20 protein-coding genes are annotated in these 18,959 nt (G+C 31.7%); 5 read left to right on the plus strand and 15 right to left on the minus strand.

All coding sequences use genetic code 11. From position 1 onward, the window contains the following. Positions 1-32: 32 nt before the first annotated feature. The 3 genes from DI487_RS12875 to DI487_RS12885 are packed head-to-tail and all read left to right on the plus strand — an operon-like array spanning position 33 to position 2,372. On the plus strand, positions 33-788 hold the full coding sequence (locus DI487_RS12875) for an SMODS-associated NUDIX domain-containing protein (RefSeq protein WP_109570001.1): 756 nt from the start codon (positions 33-35) through the stop codon (positions 786-788). Continuing rightward, on the plus strand, positions 788-1,966 hold the full coding sequence (locus tag DI487_RS12880) for a nucleotidyltransferase domain-containing protein (protein ID WP_146193470.1): 1,179 nt from the start codon (positions 788-790) through the stop codon (positions 1,964-1,966). Before DI487_RS12875 ends, DI487_RS12880 begins: the two co-directional genes overlap by 1 nt. Beyond that, the gene (locus tag DI487_RS12885) at positions 1,932-2,372 is read left to right on the plus strand and encodes a hypothetical protein (protein WP_109570003.1); all 441 of its coding nucleotides are present in this window, start codon (positions 1,932-1,934) and stop codon (positions 2,370-2,372) included. Before DI487_RS12880 ends, DI487_RS12885 begins: the two co-directional genes overlap by 35 nt. Positions 2,373-2,378: 6 nt before the next feature. Here the strand turns inward: DI487_RS12885 and DI487_RS12890 are convergent, their stop codons facing one another. The 7 genes from DI487_RS12890 to DI487_RS12920 form a co-directional block, all read right to left on the minus strand. After that, the gene (locus DI487_RS12890) at positions 2,379-3,626 is read right to left on the minus strand and encodes a type II toxin-antitoxin system HipA family toxin (RefSeq protein WP_109570004.1); all 1,248 of its coding nucleotides are present in this window, start codon (positions 3,624-3,626) and stop codon (positions 2,379-2,381) included. A gap of 93 nt (positions 3,627-3,719) precedes the next feature. After that, a complete protein-coding gene (locus tag DI487_RS12895; protein WP_109570005.1) occupies positions 3,720-4,010 on the minus strand; it encodes a helix-turn-helix domain-containing protein in 291 nt (96 codons plus the stop codon). Between the two features lie 221 nt (positions 4,011-4,231). Beyond that, the gene (locus DI487_RS12900) at positions 4,232-4,870 is read right to left on the minus strand and encodes a hypothetical protein (protein WP_109570006.1); all 639 of its coding nucleotides are present in this window, start codon (positions 4,868-4,870) and stop codon (positions 4,232-4,234) included. A gap of 15 nt (positions 4,871-4,885) precedes the next feature. Beyond that, positions 4,886-5,497 (minus strand): P-loop NTPase family protein, encoded by a 612-nt coding sequence (locus DI487_RS12905; protein ID WP_109570007.1) that lies wholly within the window; start codon positions 5,495-5,497, stop codon positions 4,886-4,888. Between the two features lie 61 nt (positions 5,498-5,558). After that, positions 5,559-6,362 carry a transcriptional regulator gene (locus DI487_RS12910; protein ID WP_109570008.1) on the minus strand — a complete coding sequence of 268 codons (804 nt, stop codon included), beginning with the start codon at positions 6,360-6,362 and terminating at the stop codon, positions 5,559-5,561. 80 nt (positions 6,363-6,442) lie between these two features. Continuing rightward, entirely contained in the window at positions 6,443-6,730 is a 288-nt protein-coding gene (locus DI487_RS12915) for a helix-turn-helix domain-containing protein (protein ID WP_109570009.1), read from the minus strand. Between the two features lie 863 nt (positions 6,731-7,593). Next, entirely contained in the window at positions 7,594-8,460 is an 867-nt protein-coding gene (locus DI487_RS12920) for an SDR family oxidoreductase (RefSeq protein WP_109570010.1), read from the minus strand. A 114-nt stretch (positions 8,461-8,574) separates the two neighbouring features. On the opposite strand from DI487_RS12920, the gene DI487_RS12925 reads away from it, so the two are divergent. Beyond that, the gene (locus tag DI487_RS12925) at positions 8,575-8,901 is read left to right on the plus strand and encodes a winged helix-turn-helix transcriptional regulator (protein ID WP_109570011.1); all 327 of its coding nucleotides are present in this window, start codon (positions 8,575-8,577) and stop codon (positions 8,899-8,901) included. A 244-nt stretch (positions 8,902-9,145) separates the two neighbouring features. Further along, on the plus strand, positions 9,146-10,069 hold the full coding sequence (locus DI487_RS12930; RefSeq protein WP_317046220.1) for a serine hydrolase domain-containing protein: 924 nt from the start codon (positions 9,146-9,148) through the stop codon (positions 10,067-10,069). A 148-nt stretch (positions 10,070-10,217) separates the two neighbouring features. On the opposite strand, the gene DI487_RS12935 is transcribed toward DI487_RS12930, so the two are convergent. The 8 genes from DI487_RS12935 to DI487_RS12970 form a co-directional block, all read right to left on the minus strand. Then, positions 10,218-11,063, minus strand: coding sequence for an RteC domain-containing protein (locus DI487_RS12935; protein WP_109570012.1), 846 nt, complete (start codon positions 11,061-11,063; stop codon positions 10,218-10,220). Then, positions 11,060-11,305 (minus strand): hypothetical protein, encoded by a 246-nt coding sequence (locus tag DI487_RS12940; RefSeq protein WP_026726499.1) that lies wholly within the window; start codon positions 11,303-11,305, stop codon positions 11,060-11,062. The genes DI487_RS12935 and DI487_RS12940 overlap by 4 nt, the downstream gene beginning before the upstream one ends. 72 nt (positions 11,306-11,377) lie before the next feature. Further along, entirely contained in the window at positions 11,378-12,379 is a 1,002-nt protein-coding gene (locus DI487_RS12945) for a DUF6268 family outer membrane beta-barrel protein (RefSeq protein WP_026726498.1), read from the minus strand. A 7-nt stretch (positions 12,380-12,386) separates the two neighbouring features. Beyond that, on the minus strand, positions 12,387-13,304 hold the full coding sequence (locus tag DI487_RS12950) for a helix-turn-helix domain-containing protein (protein ID WP_026726497.1): 918 nt from the start codon (positions 13,302-13,304) through the stop codon (positions 12,387-12,389). A 76-nt stretch (positions 13,305-13,380) separates the two neighbouring features. Next, positions 13,381-13,749: a DoxX family protein gene (locus tag DI487_RS12955; RefSeq protein WP_109570013.1), complete on the minus strand. Its 369-nt coding sequence runs from the start codon at positions 13,747-13,749 to the stop codon at positions 13,381-13,383. A 6-nt stretch (positions 13,750-13,755) separates the two neighbouring features. Beyond that, positions 13,756-14,571: an SDR family NAD(P)-dependent oxidoreductase gene (locus DI487_RS12960; RefSeq protein ID WP_109570014.1), complete on the minus strand. Its 816-nt coding sequence runs from the start codon at positions 14,569-14,571 to the stop codon at positions 13,756-13,758. A 17-nt stretch (positions 14,572-14,588) separates the two neighbouring features. Further along, positions 14,589-15,512, minus strand: a complete 924-nt coding sequence (locus DI487_RS12965) for an oxidoreductase (protein WP_109570015.1) — start codon at positions 15,510-15,512, stop codon at positions 14,589-14,591. A gap of 272 nt (positions 15,513-15,784) precedes the next feature. Further along, complete coding sequence (locus DI487_RS12970) at positions 15,785-18,955, minus strand: efflux RND transporter permease subunit (protein ID WP_109570016.1); 3,171 nt, start codon at positions 18,953-18,955, stop codon at positions 15,785-15,787. Positions 18,956-18,959: the final 4 nt, after the last annotated feature.

Raw genomic sequence — 18,959 nt, forward strand, 5'->3', positions numbered from 1 at the left:
CGCCCCTATTTTAAATTAAAATTATATTACTAATGGCTGAACTATTAACAACACTGCTAAAACCAATACTAAGCAAAGGCGCTACAATTGTTTGGGAAAACAGAAACAATTTAACAACTTATTTTAAAACAAAAATAGGAAGTTATAAAAATAAAGATATTCGATTTTCAATAAGTTACTTGTTTAAAATTCAAATTCCGAATACAAACAAATATTTACTTGTGAAAAACAGGCGAATTGAAAATCAATTGCAACCTGTTGGTGGTGCATACAAAAGATATGGAGATGACTCGCTTTTCAATAAGTGGGAATATAAACCCGATAATAATAAAAATGGATTAAATGTAGATGAAAAAAGTGCGTCTGATTTAAGATTTATGGTAAAAGGAAAGTATACAATCGAAGTAATGAATTGGTTTGAAAGTATGCAGGAAAGAGAAATTAACCCAAATAGAGAATTTAGAGAAGAATTGTTAGACACAAATATTTTAGACACGAATATTTTTCAAAATATAAACTATAAACACATACGAAGATTTTCTAAAAACTTGGTTTGGAGTGATTTTTTTAGTTGTTATGAAATTTTAGTATTTGATGTATTTGAATTAATTCCGAATGAAGAACAAAAACTAGCTTTAATTGAATTAGGTAAGGTTGGCTCGAACCTAAATAAAGATTATGCTATTGTTGATTGTGACAACATTGAGCAACTACGATATATGGAAAACGAAAAACAAGTTGCGCGAATAGGGCAACACACAAAATTAATAATAAATAAAAGATTTTAATGATGATTGATATTTTTAAAGATTACGTTCTTCAGAGAGAAGAACTATTGGCAAGAATTGCTCAAGAATTACAGCTTGATAAAACAAGGTTAGAGCGAATGGAAACAGCATTCAATGCTGTTGCAGAAGTTTTAAAAAAGGATGATGATTTTTTCAATGATTTGGAAATTGAGGTTTATGCTCAAGGTTCAAAGAGAATAGGAACAACGGTAAAACCAATAAATCAAGAAGATTTTGATTTAGATACAGTTTTACATATTTATGATGTTTTCTACAATCATTCTCCGGAAAAAGTTTACAATGCTTTGGTTAAAGCTTTAGAAAAAGACAGTTACTATAAAACCATAATGGAAAAGAAAAAAAGATGTGTACGATTAAACTATAAGAGTGATTTTCACATGGATATTTTACCTGCTTGTATGCCTAATGGTTTTGATAAAGAAAATATTAAAATTCCTGAAAAAGCAATGAAAGATTGGTCTCTGGGAAATCCAAAAGGATTTGCAAATTGGTTTCTAAATATTGCTAATTCAGTTGAAATGCCAATGCTTCGTAAGTATTCTACTGTATTACTTGAAGCAAAAGTAGAAACAGAACCTTTACCAGAAGAATTATATTTAAAAACACCATTACAAAGAGCGGTTCAATTGTTTAAAAGGTATCGTGATATTTATTTTCAAGATAAAGACTATCCTGTATCGAGTGTAGTTATTACAACATTGGCAGCAACACTTTATCAAGGTGAAAGTTCAATTTTTGAAACAATAGATAATTTAGCAAGAAAAATTAAAAATAATTATTTGGAATCTGTAAACAATAGAGAAAGGTTCAAAATATTAAATCCTGTAAATTCAGCAGAAGATTTTACAGATTCATGGACTAATAAACATTACGATAGTTTTTACAATTTCATTACAGATTTTTATAAGAAATGGCAAAATCTTAAAACATCATTTGAAACTGGAAAAGAAGATTATATAAAATTATTTGGCGAAGGAGTATATAAACAATCATTGAATGAACAGTTTAAAACATTTTCAAAATCAACTTCTGATGGCTTTGCAAAAGCAAGTGGCTTAATTGTAAGTGGTAATGCTTTGACAAATTCTTTAGGAAATATTAATCAAAATCAAGGAATAAAAAATGAACCTCATCGCAATTTTGGAGGAAAATATTAAATCGGAGCATAAAAAAAATTGGTATACATTTTTACTAATTGAGAAACTATTAGTAGAAAAATATTTTGAGTGGATCGATTTAAAGATAAGTACTGAAAGTAAATCTTTAATAGGAAAAGGAACGTTGAATGTTGAGGGTAAAAATTATGAAATTTTGCTCTCATATTCTCCGTTCAACCAATACCGATATGACAGAATTTTCATAAATGATAAAGTAATTAAGTTTAATAATGAAATTCATTTATATAGAGATATGTCTTTGTGTTTATATCATCCAATTTTTGACAGACCAACATTGAATTTTATTCCCTTATACAAAATGATTCCTTGGATTACAGAATGGATAATTTTTTACGAACAATGGCAAAAATATGGTGTTTGGTTTGGAGATGAAATAAAGCATTGATGATTATTATATAAAAGCTTTTTCCATAAGTTCCTGTTCACTTCTTGGAATCCCCAGTTTTGTTGCTACTTCTTTCCATTGACTTACACTTACCTGAACTTCATGGATTATAGCTTCCATTTGTTCGTTGTTTAATCTAAAATACTCACCTACCTCTTTAGCTAATTCAAAATCTAAAGTATTGTTATCGGTATCGATATTTAGTGCTAAACCATCTTTGTCGATTGATGGATTGAGGTCGTAGGCTGGTGATAAAATCCAACCTTCATCGGTTAGAATGAAACCGTGATTTCGTAAATGGTCGTCGGTATTGGAAATGGCAATGTTGAAGATTATTCTTCGCCATAACTGGTGCAAGTTTTCTTCTACATTTGCTCCATAATTACTTATAAATTCCGCTAAATCTAAATAACTAGCCGTATTGTCGCGAATGGTGTCTTCGTTATTACCGGTCATGGTCATAGCGGAAGCAAAATGAATGCGTCCATCATTTTCGCGATCAAAACGTTTCGTGAAAAATGTATTATAATTCCCTGCAATCTTTTCTATTCTGCAAGGTGCCATATTGATGTCCGCCTTTATTGCTAATAGATAAACTAGGTATTCCCAAGCTGCTTTGTCGATGGTATCATTTTTTGAAGGAAATTTGGCAATCCAAAGTTCTTTATTCTCGTCTAAAATGTTGGCTTTGGGTCTTGCTCCTCCTAATGAAGAACCTGGAGCCATTAATATGGCCAACCATTTTTTAGCATCTTCATTGTTATCATCATTTTCAAAACTATTCGCTGCTTGTTGTAATTCTCTCACTGAGGACCATGGTGGTGTAGGTGTTTCGTTATTGTTGTCTAAAAATGGGCCATCAATTTCCGTTTTGAATCGTAAAGCTCCCATGCGACTTTCATCATATACGCCTAATAAGTAATCAATATCGTATAATGTTGGTGCTTTTTCATTCTTCTCTTTCGCTTGTTGGGCTACTCTTCGTTTCATTAGTGTACGACCCCAAGTGTCAGGCATACTGTCTAGGAAGACTCCGAAGTTTTCTTTGCCGTTTGGGAATTGCTGTCCGCTATACAATTGAATATCGGGATCTAGCAGGAATTGATTTCCGGATTTAAGCCATTGTTTGTCGTATTCAAAACTAAAGGCTTTCTTTCCTTTTGCAAAATGAGCCGAAAGTGTACCGATGAGTTGAGGTTCGGGCATTCCTACCCAATGAGCGTAAACGTATATGTCGAATTTGTTGTTGGACATTTTTCTCTTAATATTAAAGGTTCTCGATACAATTTTCGCTCCATTGCATTACGCGAAAATCACTCGAACTGACGTTTAATTTATCTTTTATAGTTATTTTAATAGTTCTAAATCTTGTAATTTTCTACCTAATTCATCATCTGCTCCTAGTTTTAGAAAATCATCTTGTAGTCCTAATACTCTGAGCACATTAAAATAAGCTCCGATAGCTACACTAGGATTTCCTTTTTCTATTTGGTATAAAGTAGTTCTCACAATATCTGCTCTTTCAGCAACTTGTACAGCTGTTAACTTACGTCTTTTTCTAGCTAACTTTATATTTTCTCCCATCTGTTCTAATATGATTAGATGCTTTGGAAATATTGTTTGTTTCTTTCTGCTCATTTTTACAAATGTTCATTATTATAAACAAAACTAACATTTTTGTATAAAATAACAAACATTTTTGCTTGTTATTTTTCTTAATGAGTATCATCTGAAGTATTTACTATTTTAGAATCTATTTTTTGATTGTGAGCTTAAACTATACTTTATATCGCAAATCGCAATATACGATATAGGTTGTTTTCCATAGCAGAAATATCAAGATAAACCTGATTATTCAACTATGAAACATCACTTTTATTAATTGTATCAATATAAAACTGCAATTCGTATAATTCGATTAATTCTTCAGTAGAGTTTGATAATTGTGCTAATTGGACAAAGTTTATGTTTTGATATAATGATTTTTCACCCAATACATCCTGAAGGATGATGTAGATGATTTGCTGCCATGTTTTTGTATTACAGTTGATGGTGTAGTTTTTTAAGTAAATGATTATATCTAGCTTTTTGATGTTGTCATCATAGTTTAGTGGTAGGAATTTGATTTCGCTTGTTTTGATTGTAATTTCTTGAAAAACGTAGGGTTCGTCTAAACCGTTTATGATTTGGTCAATGTTGGATGTTGGTTGTATGAATGCGGTGAATTTCCAATGTTTTAGTACTGGTGCATTATTGATTAGTTCTTCTACTTGATTGAAGTAGTCCGGATTACCATTTGCGGTAATGATGAGTTCTGTTTTTTGGTTTTGTTTTTTTGGAAATACTATCATGAAATCTAAATCTTTGGAGTAGTAGCCTAATTGTTTATCCAACCAATAGCAGATTTGTTTTTTATTTATTGGTGTTTCGTTTTTTAGATTCTTAATGGCTTGGTTGTTGTCCTGGAACCAATTCCAGAATATGTTTATTTTTCTCATTGTTGTAGTGTTTGGTTAGCGTTTGTCTTGTGTGGATTTATCAAATGCGATGAGGTTGAGCATGGCTCTTAATCTTGAGCGAAGACGGTTGCCGTACATGGTTTCGATTTCTGAAGCGGAAAGATTGGTAGTGATATGAGTTATGACTTTTTTGGAAATGAATAGATCATATCGTGAAAGGATAATTTCTGCCATAACATTACACTCATTACCATAGTATTTTAAATTGCTTTCTACTCCTAAATCGTCAAAACAATAATTTTTACAATCTGTTTGGGAATAACTTCCACGACTGTACTTGTGAATTATTTCGTAACCTTCTTTAATGAATTCGAAACTTACATCGCGACAGGTTCGCATGTAAAACTTATTTTCTTTTTGGGTGATGTATTTCATTATGGTCATCAAGGTTGTTTTACCCGAACCCACAGGACCAGAAAGTAGAATCCCTTTTGACAAGTCTAAGCCGAATTGATTTGCAGTTATTTCATCCTTCAAGAAATAAGCAACTAGTTTTGTTATGTTTGACAAATCTTCTTCAACGAAATGGAAATTTAAACCATAATCTTGTTTGGCTTTTTGTTCTAACCATGTTAGGATTTCCGGATAATTGTATTGTGAAGTCATTAAGCTAGTGATTAGTAATTAGTAAAAAGTGATTAGCTGATTGCTTCGTACCTCGCAATGACTAAAGCGGTTCTGCATAATTTTTATCTTCGGTAACTTGTAATTGTTTGGCTCGTGGTTGCTCTTTTGCTTGTGGATTTTGTGGAAGATTAATTGTGAATTTGGCTGTATTTAATATCCAGCTACGAGCTGCTGCATGCCAATCTATCATTTTAGTTTTACCGCCAATAAGCCAACCGTTACTAGTGTAATAATTGTAAAATCGTTCTGCTTCAAATTCTGAGAATTCTTCTTGTTTGAAATAGTCTTTGACTTGCTCGAATGATGGATTTTCTATTTCTCTTTTTTTCGCGGAACTTTTTTTCTCTTTTTTTTCAGACTCTAAAAACTTTTCTTCATTTAAAATTTTGGAATTGGTATCTATAGAAATGTTTTTATTGTTTTTAGATGTTTTATTAGTATTATATATATTGGGTTCATTGACTTGTTCAGTACCGTTACTATTAGCTTGGTTATTTATTGGTATGGTTTGGTCAATAATTGAACTGGTTTGATTTTTAAAGACAGCTTTTCTATCTGATAAATCATGTAGAATTACTTCTGAACCGGAATACGGATTGTATGAAGGCAAATAATCAATAAATCCCATGTTTTGTAATTCTTTTATACATTTATGATAGGTTGCTTTAGATGCTATTCGGCTGGCTTTCATCATTTCGTCACGAGAAATGGAAATTGGATTTTTGAAACGATTGACGTTCCAACTTTGGAATAAAGCTAAATACAAACTAATATGTGTTGGGTAAATGGTTTCTTCAGATGCGATACGAATGAAAAAACCAGTTAGGTGTTTGATGTAGTTCATTTTACTAGTGATTAGTGAAAAGTGATTAGAAAAGATTGCTTCATTTCGACTTCGCTCAAAACAGGCTAATCGGGATGACATTACTTGAAGAGGGTAGGAATTGCATTAACCTTGTTGCCGTGAAGGAGTTTTTCAATGTCTGCTTTGTCGTAATACATGATGCCACCAACTTTGGTGTAAGTTAGTGTTCCATTGATACGGAGGTTTTGTAAAGTACTTGAAGAAATGTTTAACAGTTTACGGACTTCATTAGATTTGAGCCACTGTTTTGTTTGTTGTGGTTTGGATTGAATGATTTCTTTTATATCATTCAAAAGAAGACTACGGAATTCGTTTAAATCTTCGATAGTAATAATTTGTACTGCCATAACTGATGTTTTAGATTGTTATGGTACAAAATTGTAGTTTTTGAATAGTTTTAAATCACAAGTCAGTCACAAGTTGTGAATGATTTTTATTCAAAGCATTGTATTTATTGATATTATAGAAAGTCATCTGTGTTTCCCAATCGTTTTACTAATTTTTCTTTAAGTGCATTGAGGAATTTTGTTTGGTCTGATTTTTTATTCTAATTTCAAAAGAAAGTTTTGTGGTACTGGCCTAAATAGACATTAAATATGTTTTCAAAATATTCTCCAACTTCCTTTAATCTGATGTGCCATTATTGTATATACCTTATGAGTGCAAACTATATAAAAGCTTTATTGACAACACTTTAGAATCAGTTCAGTTTTGTTTCAACTTGTGATTGACTTGTGATTTTTGTTTTTGGTCTTTAATTTTTAATAATTAATTGCTGTTTGTATAGTTGTACTATCATACTATAATGAATATACTACCAATCACTTTAGGGTTTTTATAATACTGAATAATAGGGCTGTAAGGTGTTTATTTATGGCTTTGATTGTTTTACTTTTCAACTTTTTTAATAGAGATTATTGATTTATTTTTTAGTGAGAATTATTCAAATGCTAAGACAACAAATACATCATTACAAGTTCATATTAAATTAATTCTGATGTTAGGTAGTTTTTACTCTTCCCAAAGTTTGTATGGTCAATAACTTCTTTTGTATGATTATTTGCTGTAACTTTTGAGCCTGTCAAAACCCGTTTTATCTCTATACTATTCTTGATTTGATGGAGTATTCAATCAAAACTGTTTGTAAAAAGATTATCAACCCAAAGATAAAACGGATTTGATCAGCTATTTTAAAAATTAATTAATTTAGTTACTTTAGATTGTACAACTCCTTTAATGCATCAGAGAACTGAATTGGTTTTCGCCCTAATAATTTTTCTAAATCTGAGCTAACTATATCGTGTTGGTTGCTTATAATATCTTCTGTAAACGCACTATACATTTGGATATACTCTTCGGGAATTTCATATTTTTTTAAAATTTCTTTGTATTCGTTTGCTTTCAAATCGTTATAAAATACATCACTACCGGATATTTTAGAAAGCTCAAAAGCTATGTCTGAATATGAGTATGATTGAGAACCTGTCATTTGATAAATTCTATTGCCACTTTCGCAAATTACTAAATCATTTGCAATAGCTTCGCCAATTTCTCTACGTAATGCAAAACCAACTTTTCCATGCCCCGTTGGTAGACTAATACCTGTTTCAAATGGATTTTCGCCAGCAAACATCAAAATTGTATCGGCATATAAGTTGTTGCGATAAAAGGTATAATTTACTTGGCTTGCTTGTATGTAGTCTTCTGTTTGAAAATGACTTTGCATTAAAAATTGATTAGCCGATGTTGAAAAATCATTCATGGCAATACTTGTGTAAGCAATTCTTTTTATTCCATTTTTAAGAGCTGCATCAACAACGTTTTTATGTTGTAGAAAGCGATTAATAGGATCTGTTCCTGAAATTAACAGCACTTGGTCGATTCCTTTTAATGCTTTTAGTAAAGAAGATGGATTGTCAAAATCACTAATTCGTATTTCAACTCCAACTTTTTTAAGATCGATTGTTTTATGGGCATCTCTAGCCAATATAGCAATGTTTGATGCTGCTGTTTTTTTGAGTAGTTGGGTTACTACTGCTTTGCCTAAATTCCCTGTTGCACCTGTTACTAAAATCATTTTTTCTCTGTTTAAATTATTATTATTTTTTCAATTGTTTCACAAAGTAACTAATAAAAGATTACTTTTGTAACTATTGAATTTTAAAAACTAGTAACCTAATTGTAACTATCCATGAAAGTACACGGAAAAAAAATTGACTGCCCTGTGACCGCCACTTTAGAATTAATTGGTGGCAGGTGGAAAGCTCCTATTTTATATTACTTGTCCAAGGGTACACGAAGATTTGGACAAATTGATGCTACTATAGCCGGTATTTCTAGAAAAGTACTAACAGAACAACTAAAAGAATTAGAAAAAGATGGTTTGATATTTAGAGAGTATTATAAAGAAGTTCCTCCAAGAGTAGAGTATTCTTTGACAGAATTTGGACAAAGCTTAACCCAAGTATTTAACTCAATTGTGCTATGGGCGGAACAAAATTTAATTGATAGTAAATAGTTTTGGTGATTATTAAAAAGTAAAACTTCGAATAATAATAATAGTGTCATTAAACCATTTAGCAAATACAGTGTCTAATCAATAAATTAAAAAATATGAAGTCAATAACTATATTTTCAATATTACTATTGCTATTAATTTCAAGTTGTAGTAAAGATGCTGCTGCAGTTGAACCAACATCGTCTGAAACCATGTATTTCCCCCCAATACTAATTCTACTTGGGAAACCAAGTCAATATCAAGTTTGAATTGGAATCAAAATGCTATTCAACCTTTAAAAGACTACCTAATTCAAAAAAACACAAAATCATTTATGATACTTGTAAATGGAAGAATAGTCATGGAAGAATATTTTAATGGTCATACCGCAACAGATACATGGCAATGGAATAGTGCCGGAAAAACATTGGTTGGAACAACTACTGGTATTGCCCAACAAGAGGGTTTATTAGATTATAACACAAAAGTTTCTCAATATTTGGGCGAAGGTTGGACAAATGCTCCTTTGGCAAAAGAGAATTTAATAAATTCCAAGCATTTACTAACAATGACATCGGGTCTTAATGATCAGAATCAATTGGTAATACCATCAAACTTAACCTATTTAGCAGATGCTGGAACCCGATGGTCGTACCACAATGTATTCCAAAAATTAATGGACGTTGTTGCTGATGCAAGTAATCAAGAGTTTGAAACGTATTTCAATGCCAAAATTAAAAACAAAATTGGTATGGATGGCTTTTGGAACAATGGTGTAATCTTTAAAATATACCACAGCAACACCCGAAGCATGGCCAGATTTGGACTTTTGGCACTAAACAAAGGTAAGTGGAATAATGAAACCATCATAAACGAAACTTTTTTTAATGAGAGTATAAATTCGTCTCAAAACATTAATCCTTCTTACGGCTATTTTTGGTGGTTGAATGGCAAAGCTAGTTCTATGATCCCTGGTGGTCAAGAGGTTTACCCAGGATCTCTTGTTTCGAGCGCTCCTGCTGATATGTTTGCTGCTATGGGTGCAAGTGACCAACGTATTTATGTTATTCCAAGTAAAAAAATGGTAGTTATAAGAATGGGCGATGCTTCTGATCCTTCAAATCCAAATTTTGCAGTATCTGGTTTTGACAATGAATTATGGGGTAAAATTAATGCAGTCCTTAATTAATAAACCTCTAGTCTCTAATAAAGTTTACAAAAATACATTTTATGTCCTTACGCTATTTCAATTTTATTATTCAATAAAGACAGTAAGGATTGTTTTAGCCACAAGTTGCGATTTCTTTTGCGAAAAAGTATTGTATTTAATTGTGTTCTTATAAATCGTCTGTCTTTTCCATACGTTTGATTAGTGTTTCTTTTAAAGAATTGAGGAATTTTGTTTGATCTGATTTTCTCATTCTTATTTCAAGGAAAGCTCGATGGTATTGACCTAAATCAATATTAAATATATTTTCAAAATACTCCGCTATATCTTTCAAATCAGATGTTCCATTATTAAATACACCTTCGGTATGCAAAGCGTATAAAAGTTCTGTTAAAGCGACTTTAGATCCTGTCCAATTTTGCTTTAACTTGTGATTTACTTGTGATTTTTCTCTTGGTTCTTTATTCTCTATCATTAATAGCATATCTTCCAAATAAACTTGAATTAAATCGTGAGCCATAATTTTAGCCACTTTAAAATCGTGAGATGTTGAAAATGAATGGTCTGCCTCGAAATAGAAGCTATCTAACGCTAACTTTATATCAAATTTTCCTCTGGTGAAATATTTGACATCTAAGTAATTACTTCCTGTTCGATAATATCTATAGAAATCTAAATTGCTATCAAAATAGCGTTTTAATTTTTCTAACTCGTTGTTTATATACTTTTTTACGATACGTTCTCCACCATGAGGTTTCTTAGTTTCAATCTTATAAATTGCATTATAATAAATTAGCTTTGATGTGAATTTTGGCTTGATATTTTTAAAGAAATCAATTTCTTGTTCTTGAGATTTTGTCTTTTCCTTTTCAAAAATTATTTTTAATTTTTCAACTGCATTGATAATGATATTAACTGCATTTTCACTTCTCTGTATTGGGTCATCAATTTCTATGTCCGTAAAATTTAATTGCTCGTTTAACTTTGTTAATAAAAGTATAGACTTGGTGTTCAATATTTATTTGCTATAAAATTTTTAATTATTTCTTTATCTTCATTTGGATTTGATTTAATCGCCAATGTTAATGATTCACCAAAACATTTAATTTGTAATTTTTCTTCTTTAATACGAATTACGCAAAAACCTGCTGATATCACATCGCCAAGACTATAAGCAACTTCATAATGAGAGAATGGCTCCCTAGGAAAAAGTATTGGCGTGTTTTTATTCTTTAAAATGATATATTTTAGAATCATAAGCGATCTATTTTAAACTTTATGATTTCTATTGAGGTCGTATCTTGCATTTAAAATAACTTTAATTAAAACTTACTTTTTCTTTCTTAAATCTGGGTTATATGAAAGTCCAATATTGAAAAATCCTTTTGCTTCTTGTTGATTAGAATAATAATATTCCCTAATAGGTTGGGCTTTTTCGGTAAGTCGAGAAGTAATAAAAGATGAAACTCCTCCACTGATAGTAATAATACACTTTTTATTAAGGAGATGTTCGTAAGTAAGACCTGACTGCACTTCGATTTGAGCGTATTCTGATGTGTTTGGAAGCAGAATATTTCTTCCGTCATTATACACATAAAATCCTGAGGGAGCTAACCTACTTCCTAACGATAAACGAGCAAAATGGCTTATGTTTTTTCTAAAAAAAAGTCGTTGAGGTAAAAATATGTCTAGTTCATAATTTGAATTTTCAAACTTTTGATTATAACTAATAATTGGTAAAATAGGCATTATTGCCGTTGGATCAATGAAAACTAGCGTACCTATTGAGAACACTTTATTTTTAGTGGCTTTTAGAACTATTGAAGCTCCTATTATTCCTTTAATCCTTTCAAAACCTTGTTCACCTCCATCCAAAATTAAACTGCCATTATAGATGAAAGGTTTGTTAAATAATTTTGATGTGTAAGTTGTGCTTAACACTATAGCGAAGGTGTGAAACTGTTCATATTTGTTACTTGTATAATTAGTAGAACTAGATACATTTTCGACATCAGAGAAAACAAACTCATTAAACCTGTAGTTCAGTGAGCCTGTATATGTCCATTTTTTGTTTTTGTATAATGGAATGTTTGAAATAAAATTTACTTCTCGCTGACTATCAATTGTACCTTTACTAAAGTTCTCATCAAATAGTTTTGAAGTGAATGCCGTTGGTCCTTGTAGATTGTATTCGAGGTTAAACATTCTTGTTTTAGGAAATTCTCCTTTAATTTTTTTACTAAAGGTAGCTTTTAAAATGGAGTCATTATTTTGAGCCAAAAGTATAGAAGCACTAATTAATGCTATGAATGTGAATTGAAGTTTTAACATACTATATTTAATTAAAAGTCGATCTGAAATCTTTGGGTGTTACCTTGGTTTTATTTTTAAATAATTTACTAAACGATTGCGGATGCTCAAAGCCTAGCTGATACGCAATCTCACTTACAGATAAGTTAGTTGTTACTAATGTTTCTTTTGCCTTTTCTATTAATTTGTTGTGAATATGCTGTTGTGTACTTTGTCCTGTGAGTGTTCTCAACATATCACTTAAATAATTGGAAGAAACGTTCATTTTTTCTGCAAAATATTGAACTGTTGGAAGTCCTAATTCTATATGTTTATCTTTTTTAAAATAGTCATCAAGCAATTCTTCCATTTTGCTCAATAAGTCATTTCCTGCTTTTTTTCTCGTTAGAAATTGTCTGTTGTAAAAACGATTACAATAATTCAACAATAATTCAAGATGCGAAACCATTACATCTTGACTAAACTGATCTATTGATGTCTGATATTCTTGCTCTATATTATTAAATATTCCTTCGAGCATTTTTTCTTCTTTTTCTGAAAGATGTAGGGCTTCGTTTACTGCATAAGAAAAAAAGCCGTAGTTTTTTATAACTTTTCCTAATGGATAATTTAAAATAAAGTCAGCATGAAAAACTAACCAATATCCTAAGACTTTGTATTTATCTTCGCTGCTTACTGATAAAATTTGTTTTGGTGCTGTCATTGCCAATACACCTTCATCAAAGTCATAGTAGTTCTGTCCGTATTTTAATTTACCACTTACATTTTTTTTCAGGGAAACGCCATAAAAATGAAGCAGAAAATGTAGTTCTTCTGTTTTTTCAGATGATTCTACATCACCCATATTAATCAAACTGATTAACGGATGAAGAGGTTTTGGCAATCCCATTAGACGATGCAATTCTGAAATGGAGTTTATAGCGAAATGATTTACAATTTTTGCCATAGTTCAATTTTAATTATAATCAACAACGCTTTGTATGAGTTAACATTGTTGATTCTTTAGATTTCTATTTTGTGTGTTATTTTTTCGCAAACATCCAAGCCCAAGCTATGAACAGAAATTGAATAGGTAGTCTTACGATGCTTGCAACAAACTTCTCATTACCTGTGTTGTAGTAACCTATGCTTTCAGGAATGTGAATTGCAAATAAAAATACAATCAACATTGCAATTATGAACTTTGCTGCAATTGCCCTTGTTTTAATTGGTATTAAAAGTATCGCTAAAACAATTTCAACGATTCCGCTAAAAATTATTAAAATCTTTTTTGCTGGTAACCACGATGGCATCATTGCAAAATACTGTTCGGGTTGTATAAAGTGCATTAACCCCATGAATAGGTAAAATGCTACTAACAAATAGAGAAATATTTTTTTTCCTGTTTTCATAATATGTTATTCAGCGTTTGCAGATATTTCGTTCCATTCTTTCCAAGTTTCCAATCTGTTGTTATAGGTAGGCTCTATCATTATTAGCGGTAATTTACCTAGAAATAACCTAAGTGGTGGATTAGCAGCATCTACTACTCTTAAAATAGCGTCAGCAGTTGCATTTGGGTCACCCGCTTTCAAACTACCTCTTGCAGCTAACATGGCTTCTCTAATGCCATTGTAGGCTTCTATTGGTGCACTAAAACTTGCTGAAGCTGTAGCCCATTCTGTAGCATAAGCTGCTGGTTCTATAAGTGTAGTTTTAATACCAAATTGAGCAACTTCTTGATTCATTGATTCGCAAATACCTTCTACTGCCCACTTAGATGCATGGTAAATACTCAAACTTGGGAAAGCCATTATACCTCCAATACTAGATACTTGTAAAATATGACCGTTTTTTTGATTTCTCATGATGGGTAAAACAGCTTGAATCATCCATAGTGAGCCAAACAAATTGGTTTCAATTTGTTGTCTAGCCTCACTCTCAGATATTTCTTCAACATAGCCAAAATGGCCAAATCCCGCATTGTTAACAAGTATATCAATTTTTCCAAAATAGTTAATCGCTTCGTTAACAGCTGAAAAACACGCTTCTCTATTATTTACATCCAAAGTAACTAGCAGTACTTCGTCACCATACTGTTGTTTTAATGAAGCTAAAGAGTCAATGTTTCTTGCTGTAGCAGCTACTTTATCACCACGTTTTAAAGCAGCTTCAGCCCAAACCTTACCAAAACCTTTTGAACATCCTGTAATAAACCAAATTTTTGTTTTCATTTTTATATAAGAGTAAATTAAAACTGATAATTATGATTTGTTAATTTTTCGGACACTTCCCATAGTTTTCTAGCCAAATCTTTGTCATAAGATTTATCACTTGATTTTACTAGCTCAGGATATCCTTTCATTTCCATTGTTTTAGTTGGACCGAAATACTCACCACCCTTCAGATTTTCTTCTGTTGCAGCTCGTAGAATAGGTAGTACTCCGATTTTAACATTTTGGGCAAGAATGTTATTCAAAATAACCGACATTAAAAATCCTGAATTTGCTTGCAGGTTTGTTTTTGTATAGCCGGGATGAGCCGCAGTTACAATCGTTTTGAAATTGTTGGCTTTCAAACGTCTGTCTAATTCATAAGCAAATAGTAAATTAGCTAATTTGCTTTGAGCATACGCTTGGTCTCTATTATATGATTTTTCGAAGTTCAAGTCATCAAAATGAATATCAGGCTTCATACTTTCCGTTTTATGAACGATGCTGCTTTGGACCGAAATTCTTGAATTAGGTGTGTATTTAAGTATATCCAATAACAAGCCGGTGAGTAAGAAATGTCCTAAATGATTAGTGCCAAATTGAACTTCAAAATTCTGTTTTGTCACTTCTCTTTTGGGTGGATTCATAACACCGGCATTATTTACCAAAACATCAAGTTTTGAATATTTGGAATGAAATTCATCTGAAAATTCTCGGATTGAATTAAAGTCAGCCAAGTCCAATTGCATTAAATGTAACTTCGCACTTGGGTTTTCTTTTTTAATTGCTTCTAGAGCTTCATTGCCTTTCTGCAAGTTTCTCGCAGTCATAATGATGTGAGCCTCTTTTTTACTCAATACTTTTGTTGCTTCAAAACCAAGTCCACTGTTTGCTCCAGTAATTAAAATAGTTTTCCCATTTTGAGGGGGAATGTTTTCTGCTGTCCAATTTACATTTTTCATATTATTAAATACTTTATAATTATGGTGTAAAGTTGAATTATTTTCAAATTTTATTTTTAGCTAAATCAAGGAATATTGTATTCAAATCACTTGAATTTATTTTAATTTGAATCAATGATGAAGTTTAATCGTTCTAAACAAAAAAATAAAATTTTGTTAATATTCAAATTAAAAGATGAAGTTAGCTGTTAGCTGTTAATTACATCATAACAAATTTAAACTAACGAGCAATATTGAAAATACTTCTCGTTAGTTTATTATTTAAAGTATTATTACATATGTTTCGGGGTAAAACCATCCTCACTTAATTCTTTGTGAACATAATCAGCTTTCATTAATGAGTCATAATCTACTTTAACATCTCTTCCAAGTTTAACTCTAATGCTGTCAACAATAGCGTAAACTACAGGAACAACAATTAATGTTAAGAATAAAGAGGAAATCAAACCACCAATAATTACCCACGCTAAACCATTATTCATTTCGGCAGCAGCACCTTTAGCAAGCGCAATAGGCACCATTCCAATTACCATGGCAATAGTTGTCATTAAGATTGGACGTAAACGTGCATGGTTTGCTTGTACTAAAGCTTTGAAAGTTGTTTCTCCAGCTTCTTTTCTGTGGTTAGCAAAGTCAACCAATAAAATTGCGTTTTTCGTTACTAATCCAATTAACATAATAATACCTAAAATGGTGAAAATATTAAGTGAATTATTAGTTAATGCCAAAGCAAATAACGCTCCAATAAATGATAATGGAATAGAAAACAATACTACAAAAGGTGTTACAAAGTCATCATATAAGGCAACCATTACTAAGTAAACTAAAATAATAGCAGCAAGTAACGCAATTCCTAAAGTACCAAAACCTTCAGTTTGATTTTCCATATCTCCACCCCAAACATAATTAACTCCTGTTGGACGTTCCATTTTTGAGAATACTGTTTCCCATTCGGTTGCAATAGTACCAGATGGTTTACCTACAGATTGTGCTTCAATAGTAACCGAAGTACTTTTGTCTCTTCTTTCTAACATACTTGGACCTGAACTTTCAATAACCTCTGCAAATTGAGATAATTTGATTTGTTGTCCCATGTTGTTAACAAAAATTAGATTGTTTACATCATTAATATTAGAACGATCATATTCATTGAATCTGATGTTGATATCATATTCATATTCCCCGGCTCTAAATTTTCCATCAGTATTTCCGTTGAAAGCGGTTTGCATAGTTAGACCAACTGTTTGAAGGTTTAATCCTAATGCTGCCATTTTATCACGGTCAACTTGAACTTTAATTTCAGGATTTCCAGCTTCTGAAGTCAATTTTACTTCCGATGCTCCAGGAACTTTTTTCAATTCAGCAGCTGCTTTTTGAGCAAATAACATTACATCATCAAAATTTGGCCCCGTAACCGTTAAGGCAATTGGTGCTTTATCTGCGCCCAATAATCCTACAGGAACAGTTTTTACTTTTGCTCCTACCAATTCTTTTTCTAACTGACGTTTGATTTTAGCCGCATATATAAACGAGTTGTCATCACGTTTTGCTTTTTCAACCAAAGAAATCAAAATTTCAGCTTTGTAAGCAGTAGATTGCGTAGCTCCCATACCATCACTAGTTTGACCTACTGTGGTAATCATATCAACGATGTTTTTATCTTTTTTTAGATAAGCTTCCGCTTTTTGAGTCATAAAATTGGTTTGCTCAACAGAAACATCTTTTGGCATTTCAATTTGAACTAAGAATTCACCTTTATCGGTTTTAGAGAAGAACTCACCACCAATAAATCCACCTCCTAATAATCCGAAAATTGAACCAAAGAAAATAACAGTAACGATTGCTAACGTTGTTTTTTTGTAATTTAAAGACCAAGTTAAAATGTCTGTTACTTTGTGAGTGAATTTATCTAGGTAGTTTTCAAAGCCTAGAATAATTTTCCCAAAAAACGATTCTTTATTTAAATGTTCTAATTTTCCGTAACGTGAGAATAACCAAGGCACAATAGTAAAGGAAGCCAATAACGACAATAATGTAGCAATAATTACTGTAACACAAAATTGCGTAATGATGTTAGAAACTAATCCGGTACTCATGGCAATTGGTAAGAATACCACCACGATAACTAAAGTAATTGCTGTAACAGTGAATCCAATTTCAGCCGCACCATCGTAAGCAGCGCGAACTTTATTTTTACCCATTTCCATGTGACGGTGAATGTTCTCTAATACTACAATCGCGTCGTCTACTAAGATTCCCACTACTAACGATAGACCAAGTAAACTCATTAAGTTTAGCGTGTATCCCATTAATGAAATTCCAATAAAAGTAGCAATCAACGAAGCTGGAATCGATACCATTACGATAGCAGCATTACGTAAACTGTGTAAGAAGAATAACATTACAAATGCAACTAAAAAGATAGCAAGAAATAAATCGTGCATTACATTATCAGCAGCAGTTAAGGTAAATTCACTACTATCGTTTGCAACTTTTAATTTTAAGTTTGATTTTGCATAATCTTGTTCAATTTTAGCAATTGCTTCTTTTACTTTTTTACTAACTTCAACGGCATTTGCATCTGATTGTTTAATAACTTGTAAAAGAATTGATCCTTTCTCGTTAATTCTTGAAATTTTAGTTACGTCTTTTTGCGCATCTTGAACATCGGCCACATCACCCAAACGTACTTGAACGCCATTGTTTGAAGCAACAACTAAATTTCGTAACTCTTCAACTGATTTATATTTTCCAGATAAACGAATGGTTGTACTGTTTTCTCTAGTTTTAATATTACCTGTAGGGAAATCTAAGTTTGAAGATAAAACAGCTTGTTGCACCTGAGGAACTGATAATTCAAATCCTTGTAATTTAGTTGCATCTAAGCTTACTTTAATTTCTCTTTCTTCACCACCTACTAAGTTAACTTGTGCCACACCTGGAACACGAGAAACAATAGGTTGAATTTTTTTATCTAACAAGTCGTAAAAAGCAATTTCATCCATACTTGCTGTTGCTCCAATAGTCATAATTGGTAAATCACTCAAAGAGAATTTACTTAATGAAGGTGGATCAACATCTTCAGGTAAGTCTTTTAAAACTGCATTGATTTTGCGTTGAGCATCATTTAAAGAATAATCGGCATCGGCATCCGCAGTTAGCGTAATCATTACTACCGATAAACTTTCGTATGACTTTGATTCTAATTTTTTGATGTTCTCCATGGTAGAAACCGCATCCTCAATTTTCTTGGTTACGGTATTTTCTACTTCACTTGGAGAAGCTCCAGGATAAACAGTTGAAACGGTAACTACGTTAATCTCAAATTTTGGAATTAACTCATAACTCAACTGTTTATAACTATATAGTCCACCTAATAATAGTATCGTAAAAAGTACGATAACCATAGAAGGTCTTTTAATTGATATATCTACAATTTTCATATAA

Origin of the sequence: Flavobacterium sediminis (assembly GCF_003148385.1) — a bacterium.
GTDB classification, from domain to species: Bacteria; Bacteroidota; Bacteroidia; order Flavobacteriales; family Flavobacteriaceae; genus Flavobacterium; species Flavobacterium sediminis.